This is a genomic window from Mucilaginibacter sp. GW821-FHT07G05 (assembly GCF_059418565.1).
Genome location: NZ_JBWKQC010000010.1, coordinates 144,713 through 162,164 on the forward strand (window position 1 = coordinate 144,713; position 17,452 = coordinate 162,164).

The window sequence follows — 17,452 nt, forward strand, 5'->3', positions numbered from 1 at the left end:
TCAAATAGGTTACATGGGTAATTAGTTTTTTATTATATTGTTAAATAATTATTTTGTTAATAAATTTTACGCTCATGAAAATTAAGCTTACCAATATGGGCATCGTGCTGTTTTTGCTGCTTACGTGTGCCTCCGTTTACGCCCAAAAACCTGCGTTTAAAGTAATAGCTTTTTACACAGCAAAAAATGACCAGGCGCACATAAGCTTCGTTCATGAGGCAAATAAGTGGTTTAGCAAGGCCGCTAAGCAATATAATTTTGTTTATGACTCCACCCGAAACTGGAAAAACCTTAATGAGAAGTTTTTATCGGGCTACCGGGTAGTAATATTTTTAGATACCCGGCCCGATGAACCCGCGCAGCGCGAAGCGTTTAAGAAATACATGGAAAAAGGCGGCGGCTGGATGGGTTTCCACTTCGCTGCATTCGCGTTAACCCCTTCCGATTTTCCGCAGAATTGGGATTGGTACCACAACGTGTTTTTAGGCACCGGCCAGTACGGCAGCAATACCTGGCGACCAACATCGGCCGTATTGAAGGTAGAAGACCGCACCCACCCCGCCACTTACAACTTACCCGTAAATTTTAAAACCTCGCCCAACGAATGGTACCGCTGGGAAAACGATCTCCGCAAAAATCCGGATATCAAAATATTGGCCTCTATTGATAGCTGTAGCTTTCCGCTGGGCACCGGGCCAAAAGAAAGCGAAATATGGCACAGCGGCTATTACCCGGTGGTGTGGACTAATACTAAATACCGTATGATCTACTTTAATATGGGCCATAATGATATTGATTACGAGCATAATAGTAACAAAGAGTTATCCTTAACCTTTGGCGATAGGGTGGAGGATCAACTGATGATAAACGCTTTGTTATGGTTAGGTAAAGCCAAAAAATAAAGACAATACTATGAGCCAATTATGACACAAATTAGTTGATGTACAAACCATATAGCCTTTAACTTTGGGTTTACTAAACAAATAAAGGCTATGGAAAATATATTAATACCGGTAGATCTTTCTGAAGATTCGCGAAATGCAGTACATTATGCTGCCGCCCTAAGCAGGCAATACAAGGCAAAACATATTACGCTGGTGTATGCTAACTACATTTCAATTTTTGAGGAGGTGCTTTTTTCGCCTGATTTTGTGCAATTGAATGAAGATGAAATAGCATCAAAACGCCGGTTGATCGACGCCGAACTGTTGCAACTGGTAAAGGATGTAAAACCGTTTATATCGCCGGATACCGAGGTGGATTTTTTTGTGAGTGATGAGCCTTTATTAAGATCGATAATTACAGGTATAAGCCGTTTCAACGCCGATTTGCTGGTAATCAATAGCGATAGTATTGATAAAACCGAAGAAAGCTTTGTGGGTTTAAACGCCATCAGAATAAGCCGTGCCAGTTCGGTGCCGGTAATAGTGGTGCCTCCGCGTGCGGTATTCAGGGTGGTAAAATCTGCGGTAATAGCTGCCGACCTGGCTCACCTGCCCGATCATTCCGTAGTTCCGGTCGTTAATAATATATTTCCACAATTGCCCCAAAACGTTTTGGTGCTTAATATTGATCCGTCGGAGAAACACCTTAACCCCGATGATAAGTTTACCGAAGCCGGTAAATGCCTGGCCAATATGATGGAGGGCTTGCCCTATGATATTTATTACGATACCGATAGCGACATAATTAATGGCATATTAAAGTTTACTAAACAGAACCAGGCGCAAATGATTATCGCTTTGCCGCGTAAGTACAGCTTTTTGCGTTCGCTTACCGAAGTCAGCATTACCGAGGGTTTAGCTGTAAATACAACCTTGCCTGTGCTGTTATTGAAATAATATCTATTTTTGAGAAACATGAGTGTTTCAACAGATCAGTTAACCGAGCAGTTTTCAAAGGCCGTTTCAAAATTGAACATGGCTTTCAGGCAGTTTATACAGGCCCGGCTAAGGCAGTATGAAATTGACCTTACGTTTGAAATGTTGCAGGTAATGATTTGTTTGTGGCAAAAAGACGGTATTAATCAGCAAGAAATAGCCAACATTACCGTGAAGGATAAGGCCAGCATGGTGTATTTGCTGGATAACCTCGAGAAACGGAGCCTGGTATACCGCATGCCCGATATGAGCGACCGCAGGAATAAACTTATTTTTCTTACCAAAAAAGGCAAAGGGTTAGAGCGCGATATTCAGCCCATACTGCAACAAATGTACGATAGTGCCGAGGTAGGCATTAAGCCCGCCAAGCTCAAAGAGTTTATTTGCCTGTGCGAAAACATGTGGCAAAACCTGGAGAATGGTATGCTTTGTACCGGCGATGAAATAAGCAACCTCAACAAAACACCATAAAACAAGTATGAGCGATATAAACTGGGGCATAATAGGTTGCGGCGATGTAACCGAAGTAAAGAGTGGTCCGGCATTTAATAAGGTAGAGGGCAGTAATTTGGTGGCTGTAATGCGCCGCGATGCCGCCAAAGCTGCTGATTACGCCCAAAGGCACAACGTTAGCAAATGGTACAACGATGCCGAAGGGATGATGGAAACAGCCGGTATTAATGCCGTTTATATAGCTACACCACCCGATTCGCATTTGCCTTATGCTATATCCGCATTAAAAAAGGGCCTGCATGTTTATGTAGAAAAGCCGGTTACCCTCAATGCAGATGAAGCCCGCCAAATGGCCGATGCCGTTAAACAAAGTAACGCCAAACTTACCGTAGCGCATTACCGCCGTGGTTTACCCTTGTTTTTGAAGATAAAAGAACTAATAGATAATAAAACAGTAGGGGAGATCCGCACCGTGCAGATCAGGCTGTGGCAAAGCCGCAAACCCAAACGGATAGCCAAAACCGAAACTAACTGGCGTGTAAATCCCGAAATATCAGGCGGCGGTTATTTTCATGACCTCGCCCCGCACCAGCTCGATCTGATGCTGTTTTATTTTGGCGAACCCGACCGTTACCGTGGTTATTCGCTTAACCAAGCGGGTACTACAGCGGCCGATGATCATGTTAGCGGGCATATCGTATTCAAGAACAATATTGTGGTGAACGGGTCTTGGTGCTTTAACGTAGCCGAAGACCTGCAAACTGATACCTGCGAAATTATCGGAACAGAGGGCAGCATCACTTTCGCTTTCTTTGGTAATTATGTAAGTTGGAAAAATCAGCAGGAAGACAGAACTGAAACCTTTGTACACCCGCAGCACATTGAACAGCCGATGATCACTAAGGTGGTAGCTTATCTAAATAACCAACAGGACAACCCCTGCGCCATTGAGGAAGCGGTAACGCTGATGGATATTATGGATTCCTTCACCACAAAATAACAGATCTCTTTATGATGAAAAACTTCTCTACCGGGCTGGTAGAGAGGTTTTTTGTTTGCACAGGTATATGCTATATTATATAGCAGGGTTTGCCGCGTAAGCTTTCCAAAGCTCATCAACAGTTTTGCCTGTTACTTCTTTCCAGGTGTTATCATTAAAAGTATGATCGCGCATCATGCCGTCAAACTTTTTAACTGTACCGGCTTTTACTTTTTTCTCAATCCACTCAAAAAAACGAGCGGTTACACGGTAGCTGTTATCATAGTTTTGGGTCGATTTAAATTCAGGCAGGCTCCAGTGTGCGCCGGCGTTATCTACGCCAAATTTGTAACGGGCATAATCTGCAATACCTTCGGTAACCCACCATGGGCCGGTTGCTTCACCGTATCCTTGTACAATGTGCATCACCTCGTGGGTAACCACATCAATATCACCGGGATGTTTGGTCATGTATTCGGCACTGAAAACTACTTTGCCATCGCCGGTAGCGGCAACACCGTGGTAAGCGGTATCAATAAAAAATACTACTTGTTTATCGGTTTTAGGGTTATAGGCTTTAGCCAGTTTTGGGTAAACCTCAAAAAAGGTAGTGATCAGTTTTTGTTTCAAAGCCGGGTCGAACTTATCATCATTGCCCGATACAATGAGGGTATAGCCATTCTTTTTTAAGGTATCAATGCCTGCCGCGGTGTTTTTTTGGTAGGCAAAAGCACAAAATATTGTTGCAAGTAAAACTAATTTTTTCATGCGGTTAAATTATGTATTATAAATACATTTTCATGAATTTGTAATTCAATTGTTATATAAAATTAAATTTTGATAATCAGCCACATAGCTATTTGATTAAACGTTTTATCAAAATGATGGAATGAAAGCGTGTAAAACCATATCCGCCGAACGGTTGTTTCCTTAAAAGTCGCTCATCTAAAACATACCGTTATGAAAAATGAAGGAAAAAAAGCCGGTGATAAAGACCTCCATACCGAAGCACCCATCAGCGAAAAGGATGAAGTAAAGCAGGCCGAAGAAAAGTTGAACAAAAACGCCGACAAAAAAAGCGTAGCCACCGAACTTAAAATACGCGAAAGCGGTAAAGGCAAATAGCTTACTCGCCCCAGGCGGTAATTACCAACCGGCGCGGGCCACCATGGTCGCGATGTTCGCAAAGGTAGATGCCTTGCCACGTGCCCAATGCCGGGCGACCGTTACGTATGGGGATCATTACCGAACTGCCCAATAGCGATGATTTTAAGTGCGCGGGCATATCGTCCGAACCTTCATAATCGTGCAAATAATCCGGGTCATTCTCGGGTACGGCTTTATTGAAGAAGGTTTCAAAGTCGGCACGTACCGTTGGGTCGGCATTTTCATTAATAGTTAACGATGCCGATGTATGCTGAATAAATACCTGGCAAATGCCCGCTTTCATATCACGTATTTGCGGCAGTGCATACAAAACCTCATCGGTAATTAAATGGAAGCCTCTTTTACGGGCAGTAAGCTGTATGTTTTGCTGATAGATCTTCATAAATAATATAACCCTTTGCTGCGTATTTAGTTTAAAGATGGTGTTATGGCAGCGAGTTTTCTGAAAGCGGATGGATTGATGCCCTTATGCTTTTTAAACAAGCGGTTAAGGTGACTTTCATCGGTAAAGCCTAATTCGTTCACTATCTCGCTTATGCGCATATCGCTGTGTTGTAAGCGGGTTTCTACCAGTTTTAATTTGTAGTTTGATATGTATTGCTGCAAACTTTCGCCGGTATGTTTTTTAAAGTAACGGCTTAAGTACCCGTGCGAAATGCCAAAGTTCTGACTGATAATTTCTATCCGTAACCTCTCCGGTTCATAAATATGCTGCTGAATGTAGCGGATAATATCCAAAGCGGGTTCGCCGGTGGTTTCCACAATTCTTTCGGGCATGTTCATGGCAATATTGCGGGCCACTATTGATATTACGGTGTTCACCAGTTGCCACAGCACGTCGGCATGGTTTACCTCGCGGTTCACCTGTTCGCGTATCATGGCCTCAACCAATAACTTCACCAGCGGTTTGTCGCCCTTGTTGCAAAGCAGGCAGCCCGGCTCGTGAGTGGCATGTTGCAAAATATATTCCATACGTTGCAGCCATTCGTTTTTGGTTTTGCGGTTATCGTGCTGCGTTTGTACGTAGATGTTATTGAAGCGGATAAAGAAGAAGCCAGTGGTGGTATGTACGTCAAAAGAGTGGCAATCCTGCGGAGTGATGAGGAACAGGTGGCCAGAATGGTAATCAAACTGGTTATTGTTGATGCATTGTACGCCTGTGCCGCTTACAATATAAACCAGTTCAAAAAAGCTGTGCTTATGGGCTTTTACCGGTGCTTCATCAAGCTCTTTGTATACTACTTCAAATTCCTGGTGTAAGTTCTCCCTATCCATGTACGCAAAATTACAGGTTTTGCTCCGCTTTGTACAAGTGATATTGTGTTTAGTTGTACAAATTTGTATTGATAAATAATAGATAACAAAAATGAAAGCTATAGTATTAAAAGAATTTGGACCGGCATCAAATTTAGAAATAACAAACATCCCGCTCAGGGAAATAGAAGCAGGCGAAGTGTTGATACAAGTAAAAGCCATCAGCATAAACCCTGTTGATGTAAAAACACGTGCGGGCAAAGGCATGGCCGGCAGGTTGAAAGATATTCACCCGCTTATTTTAGGCTGGGATATATCGGGTGTAGTTACACAGGCGAGCAGTGATGTTAAGGATTTTAAAGTGGGTGATGAAGTATTCGGTATGGTGAACTTTCCCGGCCATGGTAAGGCTTATGCCGAATATGTAATATCACCGGCAGATCAGCTCGCTTTAAAACCTGCCAATATTAGTTATGAAGAAGCGGCCGCTGCTACACTTGCCGCCCTTACCGCATACCAGGGTTTAGTGCACAAGGCCAATTTACAGGCAGGGCAGCGTGTATTGGTACATGCGGCGGCAGGTGGTGTTGGTCACTTTGTAGTGCAAATAGCTAAGCATTTGGGTGCTTATGTAATAGGTACATCATCTGCCGCCAATAAAGATTTTGTGCTTAACCTTGGTGCCGATGAGCATATTGATTATCGCTCGGTGCCATTTGAAACTGTAGTAAAAGATGTCGACCTGGTATTTGATGCCATAGGCGGCGATAACATCGACCGTTCCATCGAAGTAGTTAAAAATGGCGGCACCCTGATCAGTATTCCATCAGGTTTACACGATGGCATCACCGAAAAAGCAAAGGCAAGAGGAGTAAACGGGTTCTTTTTCCTGGTGGCCTCAAACGGAGATGATATGAAACAGGTCGCTGATCTGCTGGAGAAAGGCATTATTAAAGCCCATGTATCAGCTACTTATCCGTTTGAAGATATGGCAAAAGCCCACGAACATGTTGAAACTGGCAGAACGGTAGGGAAGGTGATTGTAACTGTTTAATGCAGATGCAAGAGTTAAGATTCAAGAGACATGACACGTCAAATATTTTGCCCGTTTACTTAAAAAGCGATTCCTTTTTTATCCCGAGTTTCTTAATTCGGGATGAAAGGGTTGAGTAGGGCAGATCGAGCAGTTCTGCCGCACCGCCGGGACCGGATATTTTGCCTTTGCATAAGCGCAATACCTCAACAATGTGGTCAATTTCGCTTTCTTCCATGGTTTTCACACGCCGTGCCACGGGTAGCTCCACAGCAAATTGATAATTATCGCGCGATAGTGGTACAGATTGTAAGATATCGCCTTGGGTAAGCAACACGCTGCGTTCAATCAAATGCTCCAATTCGCGGATATTGCCGGGCCAGTCGTGAGCCATAAGGGCATCTATCGCATTTTCAGAAATGCCGGTAATTTTTTTCCTGTTAATGGCCGCATAACGATCAACAAAGTGTGCGGCCAATAATGGTATATCATCCTTTCGGTTCCGCAGAGGGGGGACATGTATCGGGAACACATTTAAACGGTAAAAAAGATCGATGCGGAAACGCCCTTCGGCAACTTCTTTTTCGAGGTTGCGATTAGTGGCGGCAATAAAGCGTACATCAACCTTAATAGAGCCCTTTCCGCCTATGCGCTCAATCTCCTTTTCCTGCAAAACACGCAGCAGTTTCACCTGTAGGTCAAGCGGCATTTCGCCTATTTCATCTAAAAATATGGTGCCACCCTGCGCCTGTTCAAACTTACCTATCCGTTTTTCAAATGCGCCCGTGAAAGAGCCACGCTCGTGCCCGAATAGCTCGCTTTCTATAAGCGTGGCCGGCAATACGGCGCAGTTAACTTTTATTAGTGACTTGTTTTTGCGGTGCGAACTCGCGTGTATGCTATCTACTATCCGCTCTTTACCGGTTCCGCTTTCGCCGGTGATGAGTACCGATGTATCTGTAGGCGCTACAATTTTAACATGGTCCAACACGGCTTGCAAACCTTTGTTTCTGCCAATGATGCCTTTGAGGTCTACCAATGGTTTTGGTGCGGCATCCTTTTCCTTTACCTGTTGTAGTTTTAGCTTTTGTTCGTGCAGGTAATCGGCAATATCAAGCGTTACCAGCACATCCTTTTCGCGGAAGGGTTTTACCAGGAAACCATAGGGCTGCGTGGCTTTGGCCTGCGCCAGTATCTCCTTATCTGAATTTGCAGAGAGGTAAACAAAGGCTATATTTTTTTCGCGGAGAATTTTAGCGAGGTCGATGCCTGTTTGGTTGCCTTTCAGGCAAATATCCAGCAGTACAAGGTCTGGTTTCTCGCTATCTACAATTTCGAGGGCAACAGGTACTGATCGTGCCAGTTTGCAAACATCGTAGCCCGCACGCTCCAATATCATTTGAAGGTTATTGGCTTCAATAAATTCGTCTTCAACAATCAGAATTTTTTTCTTCATGACGAGGAGGTTGGCTGTTGCTTTTACAGGTAGAGGATGTGCTTATAAAAAATGTTTCAACATTTAAATAAACCCACCCAAATTGTGATATTTAACTAACGAATGTAATTTAAAAAGAGGATATATGCAATAGAAATGAAGCTTTTAGTATCAATTGATGGATTAAACTACTTTTTAGATTACTTTATTCCTTTTAGCTAAATCTTAATACACATCCGGTAAATAAACATTACAAAAGTATAAAAATAAAAGAGGGAGCATTGCTTTTAAACAATACTCCCCATCGTATAATCTGGTTTAGGTTTATATCTTGTTAAGGTTACATAGCCTGTTTATTCCACATTAAAGTGGTATACCTGGCGGCCTATGTCGCCAAGGCCATTAATGCCTTCTACAATTACTTTGTATTTGCCTTTATCATCGGCTGTAAAGAAATCGAATTTAATTTTGCCATCGGCAGATGTTTTCAAATTAGGGTTCCAGTATACAGTAGAACGCAGATCGGGCAGTTCAGAAGCTGTTTTTGGATGATCGTATTTAGGTGAATAAAACTCCTTAGCCTCATTAAAGCCACGAGGTGCAATATTAGCGATGTCCGGGTTATAACGGCCACGGCTGTGGTTACCACGTTTAGTAATAATAATTAAGCTTTCGCCGCCCAACATTGATATTTGTACGGTACTTGTACGTACCACAACAATTTTTGCTACATCAGCCGGATCAATAGAATTGTTATCAAATACCTCGCTAATTTCTTCGGGCAAGCTAAGCTTATAGCCGTCAACAATTACCTGCATTGGGCGGCCACGGGTTGTAGGGTAATTAGTTACCTGGTCGCGCGGAACAAAACTCACACCCTGAATGCGGCTTTGCAAACACATGGTAAGGTTAACGCATGCCTGTGTGCCATTAAACGTTAAAACCTGGTCGGCGGCGCTTTCAGGTATACCCATCATTCCCGGGGTTAACCTCGGGCCTTTTTTTCCACGGATCTTTATTTCATTCAGTTGCTGTATCCTGCTAAGCTTTCCTGTTTTTTCAAGCTCTTCAATTTGTTTCCTGTTACTTGCCAGGTACGCTTTGTTGCTACCTGCAATATCATTATTTATATCGGCCAAATTGGGGTTCAGGGAGAAGGGCTGTATGGGTGTCTTGTTCATAAGCACCTGTACCAGCGAACCATTTCTGGCATTACGACCTTGCACCGTAAATTTTACGCTATCCGGAATAATCACATTATCAAAGCTGAAATAGCCATTAGCATCAGTAAGCGTATCCTTCAGGATATTAGTTTTTGCAGAGAATAAGGTTATTTTACCACCCGGCGACGGCTTTTTACTAAGTGACATCAATCTACCCGATATATCAACAGCTAATTTCTCGGCTTTGTATAAAGGTTTCGGCGAAGTACCACCTAAAAGATCTTTCCATACAAACCTGCGATAGCCTTGGGTAAGCATAAGGTTATCCAGCGCTTTGTCGGCATCTTCTTGCTGGGTAAAATAATAGTTTGGTTTTTCTATATACCCTTTCAGGTCTGATGAAAGCAACAGGCTTGATAGTATCGTTGTCTCTGTACTTTCATCAACAGGCACCTTGGTTTCGTCAATCACCGAGATAGAAAAACTGCCTATCGCAGGAGCGCCAGTTTTATCTTTTGCATCAAGGGTTAACTCTACCTTTTCGCGATTTTTATAGCTTGGTTTGCTGCTGTTTAATTTCAGCTGCATTTGGTCGGCAGTTTTGATAAAGGCCAGTCTTTCGTTGGTGGGTTCGCCGGCAGCGTTAAATAGCGTAAACTGGCTTATCCCGGTAGGGAAATTCTTTTTAGGGATCCATACCGATGTAACTGCCCTCGCTATCTTCACCTGCGAAGCGTACAGCATTTCACCACCCGATTGCGCCACAATATTTACACCTTGCGGCGCCTGCAATAAATTTGCAGACGCATTTATACGTACCAGTATGGTATCGGTATTAGGGTTATTATATACGGCCAGCACATAGCCGCTGTCTTTTACTTTGGGGAGGTTCACTTTTGTTTGCGAGCCATCCGGATAAGTAATTTTGGCCGAATAGGTTTTACCTGCTTCGGGCCTCATGGTAAAATTACCCATGCCCGCGTGCAGTGCTTCAAAAGTGGTTACTTCGGTTCCGCCTTCGTCAACAATTGAGCCTTTAACCGCTACGCTGCTACCATCAATAGCTATTGCCTTAAAAGCTACACGAGAGTTGATGCCTGCTACCAAATCACCGCTTTCGGGGAAGAACTGCACATCAGTTTGCGCGAGGCTGGCTTTTATAGTAAAGGTAGTAGAACTGCTTTTCTTTTCACCGTCGCTTGTTGTAGTAATAACCGATGTTACGTGAGTGCCCTGCAAGTTGTTTTTGCCGTTGTTCTCCATGTCCAGTATCACCGATCCGTTTTGGTCGGTTTTACCCTTCTTTCGTTCCAGTACTTTTACGCTATTCTCTACCCGGCATTCTACATCCTGCCCAACAACGGGTTTGCCGTCGCTATCGGTGTAGGTAATAATAGTACTTACTATTGATTTACCACCTTCGGTTTTGTACTTAAAATCGGCCTTGGCTGTTATCTTATCAATGGCATTGCCTACAATAAAGGTTTTATCAAAAAAGTAATCCTCGCCCGCGTTGCGCATCCATTGGGTATAGGCACGTATGCGGTAATTACCTTCGGCAATGGTATCGGCCAAAATGAAATTACCTTTGGCCACACCGGCGCTGATGGGTAGTTTCAGTGTTTTTTCTACCGAATCCCGCTCGTTGATCAGGTCGGCATACACGGCGCCGCTTAATGCCGATAACTGGTGCCTGCTGCCTACAGTTACGTAAGCCTTAAACCATATAGTATCGCCAAGGGCATAGTAAGGTTTATCGGTATGCAGGTATACTTTTTCCTGGGGCAGGTTGCTTGTCCAGGTGCTTAAAGATGCGGAGATCTTATCAAGCGGATCGTCGTTGCTTTTCACAAATGCGGTTAGCGCACTTATAAACAGCACGGCACAAAAAAATGTGGTGGAGAGTTTGTTTTTTAGCATAGGTATGCAGTAAGGTTTATTAGAACTAAAATTGGTTTACGGTTTATATTAATTCGGGCTCAATATACCAATACGACTGCATAAATGCTAAAAGGTTTAATTGAGCCCGATAATTATTTTGTAATATTTTCATCACAGAAAAAGAGCCCTTGTTACCTTCCTTATTATCATAATCAGCCGGGTGCTTTTATCGCATGTGCTAAAGTTAAATTCTATAAATAAGATTTAGTAAATCGTTGGTTTTTGAATAAAATTCTATCAAAAATACTTGTTTGTATAAATGTTAAGCCACTTTGGAGTAAATATTCTATACAAATTACCAATAATGTGTTTTCATGAATATAGAAAGGCTTATTTATGAAATTATATTTTGTCAATAATTTAAAAATGATAGAATAATTTTCAATATTTACATATACACGATCATAAATACTGAAATAGTATAAATTATTGAATTATATTTATGATATTTCTCACATTTTTTCACTTAACCACCACATTTATGAAGAAAAATTTACTCTTATTCTTAACATTACTACTATTTAGCACACAAACATTACTGGCACAAAAGAAAGCTGTAACAGGTACCGTTACCGACCCTGCCACTAAAGAAACATTAGCAGGCGTAACCGTGCTTATTAAAGGTACTACACAGGGCACCAGCACCAACGCAAGCGGGCAATTTACCATACAAGCCGCCCCCTCTGATGAACTGGAGTTTACGTACACAGGTTACAAACCTTACTCTGTTAAGGTAGGTACTGCTACCAAATTCAATATCGCTTTGGAGAGCAGCATCGCGCAGCTTAACGAAGTGGTACTGATAGGTACACGATCTGCCGGCCGGGTAAAACTGGAAACGGCTGTGCCAGTGGATGTAGTTAACGTAAGCAAAGCGGCCACCACAACCGGCCGTATGGATCTTACCGATATATTGAACTATGCGGCTCCATCATTCAATTATAATAAGCAATCAGGATCTGACGGTGCCGACCATGTTGAACTGGGTACCCTGAGAGGTTTAGGTCCCGACCAAACGCTGGTGCTGGTAAACGGAAAACGCCGCCACTCCACAGCCTTTGTATCGGTATTCGGTACACGTGGTCGTGGTAACTCTGGTGTCGATCTGAGCTCTATCCCCACAGCTGCGATCGACAGGGTGGAGATATTGCGCGACGGTGCATCGGCGCAATATGGTTCGGACGCGATTGCCGGGGTTATCAACCTCGTGCTAAAGAAAACCGTGAGCACCTTTACAGCCAATGTAGGCTATTCCGGTTATTACGACCCTGCCTTTAACAGCGGCAAAAGCGTAGCGGCCAACCAATATCCGCATGGCGGCACTATTGACGGTAACGGTATTACCATTGATGCCAACTACGGTTTACCTATCGGCAAGGATGGTTTTATCAACTTTACGGGCGATTACTCTAAAAACGGAAAAACCTTCCGCCAAACACATGATACCGCTTTTGCTAACCCGAAAGCCCTGCCTTTAAACCCATACAGAAGGGCTAACGGCGAAGGATCGGCAGAAACCGGGACCATATTTTTCAATAACGAAATCCCGCTGAATACTGTCACTACCTTTTACAGTTTTGGAGGTTATAGCTACAAGGCATCTGATGCCTATGCCTTTACCCGTAACTTTTCGGGCAGGCCGGAGCGTTTCCCTACCAACAATGGCAACCTGATACCGGTAGAGGGCATTATTTTCAATACGCCCGATGGTGAATCATACTACAACCCGCTTATTCAAACCCACAACAGCGATATCGCTTTGGCATTGGGCTTAAAAGGCACTTTCGGTAAAGACTGGGATTGGGATTTGAGTGATAACCTTGGTCGCAACAAATTCCATTTCTTTGGCGAAAAAACCTTTAATGCTTCTTTAGGTGCAGATAAAACCCATTTTGATGATGGCGGCTCTTCATTTTTGCAAAACACGGCTAACCTGAACGTAAGCAAACACTTTGACGCCTTGGCAGGCTTTAACCTTGGTTTTGGTGCCGAATACAGGTATGAGAAATATAAGATCTTCGCGGGTGAAGAAGCCTCGTACAAAAACTACGACCCAACAGGTACGCAAGCGGCAGGTTCGCAGGGCTTCCCTGGTTTTCAACCGGCAGACGAGGTGAACGCCAACCGTTCGGTATTTGGCGGTTTTGTTGATTTCGAGCTGGATGTAACCAAAAAATGGCTGGTTGATTTTGCCAACCGTTTAGAGCATTACAGCGATTTTGGCTACAACTTTAACAGCAAATTCGCTACCCGCTACAAAATTACCGACAACTTCAACATCCGTGGTTCGCTGGGTACGGGCTTCCGTGCACCATCGCTGCAGCAAATCAATTACAGCTCGACCTTTACCAATGTACAGGGCACGGTAATATCTGAAGTAAAGATAGCGCCGAACTACAGCCCTATTACGCGCGCTGCCGGCATACAGAACTTAACGCAGGAAAAATCAAAGAATGCCGGTTTAGGTTTTACCTTTAAACCAATCCCTGAGTTAAGCATTACTGCCGATGGTTATTTAATCAAGGTGACTGATCGCGTGGTATTATCGGGCCAGTTTAGTGCCGATGACGATACGCTCGATCCTTCATTTACTGATGCCTTAAAAGCATTGAATGTAGGTTCGGCACAGTTCTTCGCCAACGCGGTTAACACTACCAATAAAGGTTTGGATATCGTAATTGATTACAGCCGTACGGTTGGCCAAAACCGCTATCGTTTGTTGTTTACCGGCAACTTTCAAAACATGAAGATTGATAAAGTGAACTACCCGCCGATATTAGGCAGTACCGAAGCTTTGAGAGAAACTTTCCTGAGCTCGCGCGAACGTAAATTTATCCTGGCATCGGCTCCGCCTGCAAAATTCGCTTTAAACCCTGAGTTTGGCCATAAAGACCTTACCCTTGGCGCACGTGTAACTTACTTTGGTAAAATTGACCTGTTAGGTTACGGCGACGGATCAAACATTACCCCGGTTGTACCTACTGACGATGGTACGACTACAATGCCTGATCAATACATATACAGCGGCAAATATGTGAGCGATATTTATGCTTCGTACAAGGCGAGCAAGTCCATCCGTTTTTCATTAGGGCTTGATAACGTATTTAACGTTCACCCCGACCTGGCTTACGTAAAAGGTGCCAAAGGTTACGCGTTTAACAACGAACCGTCGGGCCCGTTCGACGCGGTGCAAATGGGCGGTAACGGTCGCCGCTTTTTTGCCCGCATAGGTTTTACATTTTAATACATTACACCGGGACAATTATAAAAGCCTGCCTTTCGTAAAGAGGGGCAGGCTTCTTTGTGTTTATGTAGTATATATGGGTGGCTATTTATCAACCAGTTCAATCCACCGGTTAATCACCTGCTGCAAAGCTTCCCTTTTTGCTTCGGCATCTTCAATACTGCTAATTTTCGCCACCTTGCGTCCGTCGGGGAACTTGCCTTCCAGCAGTCCGGTGGTATCATTGACCTTAGCACCTGTGGGGAACACCAACAGCACATATTCTTTTTTATGCAGGTTTAGAACGAGGAGATCCCGTTTGTATTCCTTTGGGTCGAAGGACGGCATGTCGCAGGTGTAATAAAAGCTTGGCGAGTTCCATTTTACCTGTTCGGCTATTTCGGCATTGGCAACTAATATAATTTGCCGTAAAATGTTCACCACATCATTAAGCGGATGATCAAGTTTTTGAATAAGCTCATCTACTGTTTCGGGTGCTTTTTTTGCCATTGTGTTTGACGTTAAATTTTTGAGGGTGCTACACCGAACGTTTTTTTAAATGCGAACGAAAAATGTGAAAGGTCTTCAAAGCCCAGATCAAGGTAAACGTCTGACGGCGCCTTGCCTTTTTCTTTTATTTGATACCAGGCCTCCTGCAAACGGCGTTGTAACAACCACCGGCTGGGTGTGTTATTAAATATCTTCTCGAAATCGCGCTTAAAAGTGGCCAGGCTTCTGCCGGTTAAATAGGCGAAACGCTTTAGCTGTACATTAAAATGGAAGTTCTTATTCATAAAAGCTTCCAGGTCTATCTTCCCCGGTTCCGAAAAATCGAACAGTACATCCTTTAATCCCGGATCGCTTTGCAGTAATATCATTATCGCTTCCTTTATTTTGAGCGATAGCAAACCCGCGTTGCTGCCATACTGCTTTATCTGCTGCTCGTAGGGCATCAGCGAATCAACAAAACCCTTGAACATAGCGCTGGGTTTTAGCTGGAGTACCGCGTTACCGGCATGGTGATTGGCTGCGCTATAACCGTATTCCGCGCAAAAATCGCGCAGTGTTTTTTGATCGAGATAGATGGAGATCGAATTAAACTCACCACCCGCAGGCGGCAGCTTATTAAACTTCAGCAATCTGTTGCGCCTGCAAAACCTGAAATCGCCGGGATTTATCGCATATTCCCTGCTGCCATCATTCAATATCAGTGTGCCCGAAATTTGATAACTAAAAACATGCTCCTGCACAAATTGCTCACCCTCGCGGCTCCGGGTATAATAGCAGGAGTATACAATTGGGTTGGCTACTTTTTCGTGTTCTTGCTTAAGCATATACTTCAAATTTATAAAACTAAACAGCATTGCCATACAAATAATAAGCAATGCTGTACGTAAAGATCAATCGTTGTTATTTATTGCTTTTCAACTTCAGGAAAGCTTTTCCCATCTCGGTTTCTAAAAAGTTCACGGCATCGTCTTGGTCGGTGGAGGTGCTTACGGGGATCCACTTTTCAAATTCTTCGTCGCGCAGGCTGTTGGCCATTTTTACTATGCCTACCGCTTCGCTGCCTAATATAAGGTGCAGGGGCGGCTCAGGGTTGTTCACTACATCTATCATTACTTTGGCAGCTTTATCAGGGTCGCCCATGGGTACGTAGTTTTTGCGGAAGAAATCCTGCATCCAATCCACCGTTGTTTCATAGCCTTCCACACGGCGGGCATAGGTCATAGACGCGCCTCCCCAATCGGTACGGAAACCACCAGGTTCAACTACAGTTACTTTTATGCCTAACGAGGTCACTTCTTTTGATAAAGCTTCGCTGAAACCAACTAATCCGAATTTGGCGGCGCTGTACATGGTTAACCCCGCATTACCTACCCGGCCGCCTGTAGAACTAATTTGCAGGATATGACCCGAACGCTGTTCGCGCATGTAGGGTAATATGGCACGGGTAATTTCGATAGGCGCATACAGGTTGGTTTCCAGCTGACTGCGTACCTGTTCGTCGGTAAATGCCTCGGCCGCACCTGTAATGCCGAACCCGGCATTGTTCACCAATACATCAATGCGGCCGAAATGCGCAATGGTATCAGCTACTGATTGGTATACTTCATCATGATTGTTTACATCCAGCCTAACCGGGAACAGCTGACCGGGGAATTTATCCAGAAGGTCTTTTAATTGTTCGGGATTACGGGCAGCAGCAGCTACATTATCGCCGTTTGCCAATACTGCTTCAGTTAAATTACGACCAAGGCCACGTGAGCTGCCTGTTATAAACCATACTTTTTGTTGAGTTGCCATTTTTATTTGTATTATTTAATTTATTCAAAGGTCGATAGAAATGGCAGCGGCAGCTTTGTTAAAACGCTCATTTTGCTTTGTTGAAAAGCTCAATTTAGTTTAAAGTAAATGGTTATGGCATTTATCAAAGGGTAAAATAATTAACCAGAGGGATAACAATGGCACAGTATTTAATGCTTATCCGGTAACAATTACTAAAACCAATATATAATGAGCCATTCAGATAACCCCACCAATAATACCGCTAAAGATGTAGTGCTGGCCTGTATAGATGCCATTAATAATAAAGATTTTGAACTGGCCCGTACCTTTGCTAATGATGATATGCAGTTTATCGGCGTTTTAGGATCGCGCGATGGAGCCGAAGCTTATTTTGCCGATATGGAACGTATGCAACTGGAATACGATGTAAAGAAAGCCTTTGAAGACGGCGACGATATTTGCTTGTTGTATGACCTGAAAATTTCCGGACTCATCATATTCGGCTGCGGATGGTATACCCTCAAAAACGGCAAGATCAGCGCGCTGAAAGTACTCTTCGACCCAAGAACCGTGATAGAGTTATCGCATAGGGACTGAGGGAGAGAGTCAAGAATTGAGAGTCAGGAGACAAGAGT

General features: G+C 43.6%; 16 protein-coding genes. 8 read left to right on the forward strand and 8 right to left on the reverse strand.

Features of this window, described 5'->3' with window-relative positions:
* Window positions 1-74: 74 nt before the first annotated feature.
* The 4 genes from AC07NA_RS22040 to AC07NA_RS22055 all read left to right on the forward strand — a co-directional run bounded on the left by AC07NA_RS22040 (window position 75) and on the right by AC07NA_RS22055 (window position 3,333).
* Window positions 75-902 (forward strand): ThuA domain-containing protein, encoded by an 828-nt coding sequence (locus tag AC07NA_RS22040; protein ID WP_494899814.1) that lies wholly within the window; start codon window positions 75-77, stop codon window positions 900-902.
* 90 nt (window positions 903-992) lie between these two features.
* Complete coding sequence (locus AC07NA_RS22045; RefSeq protein ID WP_494899816.1) at window positions 993-1,841, forward strand: universal stress protein; 849 nt, start codon at window positions 993-995, stop codon at window positions 1,839-1,841.
* 18 nt (window positions 1,842-1,859) lie between these two features.
* Window positions 1,860-2,351 (forward strand): MarR family winged helix-turn-helix transcriptional regulator, encoded by a 492-nt coding sequence (locus tag AC07NA_RS22050; RefSeq protein WP_345209863.1) that lies wholly within the window; start codon window positions 1,860-1,862, stop codon window positions 2,349-2,351.
* 7 nt (window positions 2,352-2,358) lie between these two features.
* Complete coding sequence (locus AC07NA_RS22055; RefSeq protein ID WP_494899818.1) at window positions 2,359-3,333, forward strand: Gfo/Idh/MocA family protein; 975 nt, start codon at window positions 2,359-2,361, stop codon at window positions 3,331-3,333.
* 75 nt (window positions 3,334-3,408) lie between these two features.
* Here AC07NA_RS22055 and AC07NA_RS22060 read toward each other — a convergent pair whose 3' ends face one another.
* Window positions 3,409-4,080: a basic secretory protein-like protein gene (locus tag AC07NA_RS22060; protein ID WP_494899820.1), complete on the reverse strand. Its 672-nt coding sequence runs from the start codon at window positions 4,078-4,080 to the stop codon at window positions 3,409-3,411.
* A gap of 192 nt (window positions 4,081-4,272) precedes the next feature.
* On the opposite strand from AC07NA_RS22060, the gene AC07NA_RS22065 reads away from it, so the two are divergent.
* A complete protein-coding gene (locus tag AC07NA_RS22065; protein WP_494899822.1) occupies window positions 4,273-4,437 on the forward strand; it encodes a hypothetical protein in 165 nt (54 codons plus the stop codon).
* A 1-nt stretch (window position 4,438) separates the two neighbouring features.
* Here AC07NA_RS22065 and AC07NA_RS22070 read toward each other — a convergent pair whose 3' ends face one another.
* The gene (locus AC07NA_RS22070) at window positions 4,439-4,861 is read right to left on the reverse strand and encodes a secondary thiamine-phosphate synthase enzyme YjbQ (RefSeq protein ID WP_494899824.1); all 423 of its coding nucleotides are present in this window, start codon (window positions 4,859-4,861) and stop codon (window positions 4,439-4,441) included.
* Window positions 4,862-4,887: 26 nt separating this feature from the next.
* On the reverse strand, window positions 4,888-5,754 hold the full coding sequence (locus tag AC07NA_RS22075; RefSeq protein ID WP_494899826.1) for an AraC family transcriptional regulator: 867 nt from the start codon (window positions 5,752-5,754) through the stop codon (window positions 4,888-4,890).
* A 91-nt stretch (window positions 5,755-5,845) separates the two neighbouring features.
* On the opposite strand from AC07NA_RS22075, the gene AC07NA_RS22080 reads away from it, so the two are divergent.
* Window positions 5,846-6,787, forward strand: a complete 942-nt coding sequence (locus tag AC07NA_RS22080; protein WP_494899827.1) for an NADP-dependent oxidoreductase — start codon at window positions 5,846-5,848, stop codon at window positions 6,785-6,787.
* A 55-nt stretch (window positions 6,788-6,842) separates the two neighbouring features.
* Here the strand turns inward: AC07NA_RS22080 and AC07NA_RS22085 are convergent, their stop codons facing one another.
* Both AC07NA_RS22085 and AC07NA_RS22090 read right to left on the reverse strand, forming a co-directional pair.
* The gene (locus AC07NA_RS22085) at window positions 6,843-8,222 is read right to left on the reverse strand and encodes a sigma-54-dependent transcriptional regulator (RefSeq protein ID WP_494899828.1); all 1,380 of its coding nucleotides are present in this window, start codon (window positions 8,220-8,222) and stop codon (window positions 6,843-6,845) included.
* Between the two features lie 332 nt (window positions 8,223-8,554).
* Entirely contained in the window at window positions 8,555-11,284 is a 2,730-nt protein-coding gene (locus tag AC07NA_RS22090; protein WP_494899829.1) for a carboxypeptidase-like regulatory domain-containing protein, read from the reverse strand.
* A gap of 502 nt (window positions 11,285-11,786) precedes the next feature.
* Between AC07NA_RS22090 and AC07NA_RS22095 the strand changes: the two genes are divergently transcribed.
* Window positions 11,787-14,549 (forward strand): TonB-dependent receptor, encoded by a 2,763-nt coding sequence (locus AC07NA_RS22095; RefSeq protein ID WP_494899831.1) that lies wholly within the window; start codon window positions 11,787-11,789, stop codon window positions 14,547-14,549.
* 84 nt (window positions 14,550-14,633) lie between these two features.
* Here the strand turns inward: AC07NA_RS22095 and AC07NA_RS22100 are convergent, their stop codons facing one another.
* The 3 genes from AC07NA_RS22100 to AC07NA_RS22110 all read right to left on the reverse strand — a co-directional run bounded on the left by AC07NA_RS22100 (window position 14,634) and on the right by AC07NA_RS22110 (window position 16,835).
* Entirely contained in the window at window positions 14,634-15,038 is a 405-nt protein-coding gene (locus tag AC07NA_RS22100) for a DUF1801 domain-containing protein (RefSeq protein WP_494899832.1), read from the reverse strand.
* An 11-nt stretch (window positions 15,039-15,049) separates the two neighbouring features.
* Window positions 15,050-15,862, reverse strand: a complete 813-nt coding sequence (locus tag AC07NA_RS22105) for a helix-turn-helix domain-containing protein (RefSeq protein WP_494899833.1) — start codon at window positions 15,860-15,862, stop codon at window positions 15,050-15,052.
* Between the two features lie 76 nt (window positions 15,863-15,938).
* Entirely contained in the window at window positions 15,939-16,835 is an 897-nt protein-coding gene (locus AC07NA_RS22110; protein ID WP_494899834.1) for an oxidoreductase, read from the reverse strand.
* Window positions 16,836-17,045: 210 nt separating this feature from the next.
* On the opposite strand from AC07NA_RS22110, the gene AC07NA_RS22115 reads away from it, so the two are divergent.
* Window positions 17,046-17,414, forward strand: a complete 369-nt coding sequence (locus AC07NA_RS22115) for a nuclear transport factor 2 family protein (RefSeq protein WP_494899835.1) — start codon at window positions 17,046-17,048, stop codon at window positions 17,412-17,414.
* Window positions 17,415-17,452: the final 38 nt, after the last annotated feature.